This window comes from Gemmatimonas sp. (genome assembly GCF_041689975.1).
Classification (GTDB): Bacteria; Gemmatimonadota; Gemmatimonadetes; order Gemmatimonadales; family Gemmatimonadaceae; genus Gemmatimonas.
Window position 1 is genome coordinate 1 of the sequence record NZ_JBDNFF010000397.1, and the last position, 3642, is coordinate 3642.

The following is a 3642-nucleotide window of genomic DNA, read 5'->3' on the forward strand; positions in this document are numbered from 1 at the left end:
CCAGCCGGCCAGCACCCTCTCTGCGGTGGTAATGGTCTCGGCGTTCTTCCAGCTGCTAATGATCTCCGACCTTTGGCACGACTCCTTCACGTGGAACGGCCAGGCTTTCGTGACCAGCAACACGCTGTTCTCCAACGGCTACCGCTACATGAACTGGTCGATCGACGTACCAGCACTGCTGCTGCAATTGCTGATCGTTCTCGGGGTCACCGGAGCGCCTTTCCGACGCGGGTGGGTGATTTTCACCGGCGCTGGCCTCGGCATGATCTTGACGGGTTATTTCGGGCAGTTCTACGAGGTCGAGCGCAGCGCCCCCTTTTGGATCTGGGGTGGAATCAGCACGTTGTTCTTTGTTGTTATCCTCGTCATGGTCCAACGCGTGGTCTACCGCAACCTGGATCGCCTCCCGGTGCAAGTGCACTCGCTGGTCCGAGGCGTGTGGTGGCTGCTGCTTGTGTCATGGATGCTGTATCCCCTTGGCTACGCCATGCCGGCAGTGCTGAACTCCGCCGACGGGGTCGTCCTCCGGCAAGTGGTGTACACGGTCGCTGACATCGTGTCCAAGATCATCTACGGGATCATGCTCACCGTGGTTGCCCGCAGGATCAGCATGGTTGAGGGACACGGAGCGGCGGCCGCTGCCTCGATTGGCGGTTCTCGGGGCGGCGTCACCGATGTCGGGACACCGGGACGCATCTGATCGGGACCGGCGCCGTCGCGTCGCGCAGTGACTCGCGTTGCCACCGCTTCTCGTAGCTCAGTACGACGCCGCAGGGCGATGTTCAGCTCTGCGGCGGGAGGATGCTCCGGGTTGCGCCTGCGGGCGCGCCGTGGCGGGCGCAGGAGCACGCCCGTCGTTTCGCGTCCGTGCTCCAGCAGGGCGAGCCAGGCCGCTATCTCATGGAGGACTTCTGCATCTTTTCGACTTCCGTTAAACGCGTCCCCACACCGCTCTGGAGCCGGCCGGTCGTCATCGGGACGTGGACTCCGTGCAACGGGCCATCCGCTTCGCGGTAAAGTTTTCGGCCAGGCGTGACGCTGACCCATTGCTACTGATCAAGTTTTGCCTTGCGAGCGAACACGAGGAGCCGTGGCTCTTCACGCACGCCAGCACTTCGACCAGTGGTCGCCGCGTCGGCCGCAGGCACACTTCGCAGGCAAGTCCACGTTCCAGACCGGTGACGACAAAGCCCGGTGCGTGGCACCGCAGACACTGACTGCTCGCCGCCCGTACCAAAGACGCGGTGGCACGCGCGATACCGCGCGCGACGAAGAGATGCACTGAGTGCGCGATTTCCTGGCACTATCCGGCGCGGGACGCTGATGCCCACGGCATGCGATCTGCACACGGTTGCAGATGGGTGACGTCCCAGCGTCGCTGGGGCATATCCCGGCGTGTGCCCGGCCGGCGTAAATGGCTGCTCGAACTGCGGCTGAAACCGTGGTGCGGTCGACGTAGACGCTGAATTCCGCCGTGGCTTCAGGTTTACCGCACTCCCGGAACCGGACGAATGTTCGTCGCACTGCTGGCGGTATTCCTGCTCGCACTTGTCGCACCTGTGGCACAGCGCTTCCTGCGACGGTCCGCCGGCTGGGTATTTGCACTGCCGATTCTGGCGGTGACGGCGTGGCTCGCGTCACTCGTTCCTCGCGTATCCGGTGGCGACGTGGTGCTGCAGCAGCGGGACTGGATTCCCGCGCTGGGCCTCGACCTCTCATTCCGGGTGGACGGCTGGAGCCTCCTGTTCCTGTTGCTCATCAGTGGAATCGGCGCACTGATCCTCGTCTATGCCTCGGGTTACTTCGGTGACCACCCCCAGGCAGGGCGTTTCTTCGCCTTCATCCTGCTGTTCATGGGCTCCATGCTCGGCGTTGTTGCGGCCGACAACCTTTTGCTCCTGTTCGTCTTCTGGGAACTCACCAGCATCTCATCGTACCTGCTGATCGGATTCGATCACGAGAAGCCCGAGTCCCGTGACGCGGCGCTGCAGGCACTGCTGGTGACTTCAGCCGGTGGCCTGGCGCTCTTGGCCGGTGTGATCCTGATCGGTGACGTGAGCGGCACTTATTCGCTCACTGAACTTCTGCGCCGAGATGACCCGTTGCGCCAGCATGCGCGCTACCTGCCGATCCTGCTGCTCGTGCTGACAGGAGCCTTTACGAAATCTGCACAGACGCCCTTTCACTTCTGGCTGCCCGGGGCGATGGCGGCACCGACACCAGTCAGCGCCTATCTGCACTCGGCCACGATGGTCACCGCCGGGGTGTTCCTCCTCGGGCGCGTGCATCCGTTGCTCGGCGGCACGGCGGCGTGGCACGGGATCGTGACTGTGGTCGGTGCCGTCACCATGGTGACCGGTGCCGTACTGGCGCTCACGCAGACCGATCTCAAGCGCCTGCTCGCGTTCTCCACGATCAGCGCGCTCGGCATCCTCACGATGCTGTTGGGCATCGGCACTTCGCTCGCAACGCAGGCCGCCGTCGTCTTCCTGGTGGTGCATTCGCTGTACAAGGGAGCTTTGTTCATGGTGGCCGGCGCGATCGATCATGACGCCGGTACGCGAGACGTGCGGGAACTGAACGGACTGTTCCGCGTGATGCCGATTACGGCGATGGCCGCCGGCCTCGCGGCCCTCTCGATGAGTGGGGTGCCACCGCTGCTTGGTTTCATCGGCAAGGAACTGCTGTACGAAGCCGGTCTCGCCGCGCCACGCGGTGCGCTCTCCATCACGGCGGCGAGTGTCATCGCCATCGTGCTGATGGTGGCCGTTGCTGCGATGGTCGGGATCCGACCGTTCGTCGGCCGCCGCACGCGGGCCGGTACCGCGACCGGCGAGCCCATGCTCGCGCTCTGGCTCGGTCCCGTGGTGCTCGCGTCACTGGCGTTGGTGGCGGGCCTTCTACCGGCGCTTATTGATCAACCACTGGTGGCGGCGGCAGGGACGGCGATCCGGTCAGAGCCCACGACGGTCGTCCTCGGGCTCTGGCATGGTGTCAACACTGCACTGCTGCTGGGCATTGCGACGGTGCTCGCGGGCGCCATGGTGTATCGCACACGCGAGCGCGTCCGTGTGCTCGCACTGCCGCTCGCCTCCCTGGCGCGACTCGGTCCGACGGCGCTGTTCGCAGCGAGTCTGCGCGTGCTAGTGCGCACGGCCAAGTGGCAGACCCTTCTTCTGCAGCATGGCTACCTGCGCGGTTACGTGCTGACTATTCTGGCGGTTTCCACAGCATTGACAGGGTTTGCGCTGCTGCGCTTTGGCGCAGTGCCGCTTTGGTTGGGCATCGGGGACCTGCGTGCGTACGAGGTCGCGATCGCCGTCGTCATCCTCGGCGCAGCGCTCGTTGCCGCCACAGCGAAATCGCGACTGGCGGCGGTCGCGGCCATGGGCACGGTGGGCTACGGTGTGGCGCTGATCTACGGGCTGTACGGCGCCCCCGATCTCGCGGTCACTCAGATTCTCGTCGAGACGCTCACGCTGGTGCTGTTCGTGCTCGTCGTCGTGCACCTCCCGGCATTTGCGCAGCTCTCCAGCCCGCGACGCCGTCGCTTCGATGCGGCGTTTGCGGGCGGGGCAGGCCTCGTGATCACAGGTCTTCTTCTCAAGGCGCTGCAAGTCGAACACACGGACCGGGTTTCGG

General features: G+C 64.8%; 3 protein-coding genes. 2 read left to right on the forward strand and 1 reads right to left on the reverse strand.

The annotated features are described in order from the left end of the window. Window positions 1–700: bacteriorhodopsin (locus ACESNG_RS22770; RefSeq protein ID WP_373070987.1), on the forward strand; the 700-nt coding region annotated here is incomplete at its 5' end. A 270-nt stretch (window positions 701–970) separates the two neighbouring features. On the opposite strand, the gene ACESNG_RS22775 is transcribed toward ACESNG_RS22770, so the two are convergent. After that, a complete protein-coding gene (locus ACESNG_RS22775) occupies window positions 971–1282 on the reverse strand; it encodes a DUF6671 family protein (RefSeq protein WP_373070989.1) in 312 nt (103 codons plus the stop codon). Window positions 1283–1511: 229 nt separating this feature from the next. Between ACESNG_RS22775 and ACESNG_RS22780 the strand changes: the two genes are divergently transcribed. Beyond that, window positions 1512–3642: proton-conducting transporter membrane subunit (locus tag ACESNG_RS22780; RefSeq protein WP_373070991.1), on the forward strand; the 2131-nt coding region annotated here is incomplete at its 3' end.